Here is a 295-nt window from a genome sequence, read left to right as displayed (position 1 = left end):
TATTGTCGATAGGGCAACGGCGCTAACGAAGAAAAATAAAATAACATATGCGGGTGTAGTTTAGTGGTAAAACAAGAGCCTTCCAAGCTCTGGTCGAGAGTTCGATTCTCTTCACCCGCTCCATGTCCCAGTAGCTCAGCCGGATAGAGCATACGCCTTCTAAGCGTACGGTCGGGAGTTCGAATCTCTCCTGGGACGCTAAGAAAACCTTGTTATCTTTTGATAACAAGGTTTTTTGTTTGTCTACAAATTGATGTATGTACAAGAGGTATAAAATATAACGTAATATATGATA

The 295-nt window shown here is 41.4% G+C and carries 2 tRNA genes; both read left to right on the top strand.

The annotated features are described in order from the left end of the window. Positions 1-49: 49 nt before the first annotated feature. Positions 50-123, top strand: a tRNA-Gly gene (locus MR113_RS27650). A 1-nt stretch (position 124) separates the two neighbouring features. Next, positions 125-198: transfer RNA gene (locus tag MR113_RS27645), tRNA-Arg, on the top strand. Positions 199-295 lie beyond the last annotated feature (97 nt).

The sequence above is a fragment of the Bacillus cereus group sp. BfR-BA-01379 genome (assembly GCF_022663605.1).
Classification (GTDB): domain Bacteria; phylum Bacillota; class Bacilli; order Bacillales; family Bacillaceae_G; genus Bacillus_A; species Bacillus_A mobilis.
This window is presented reverse-complemented; position numbering and strand designations above follow the sequence as displayed.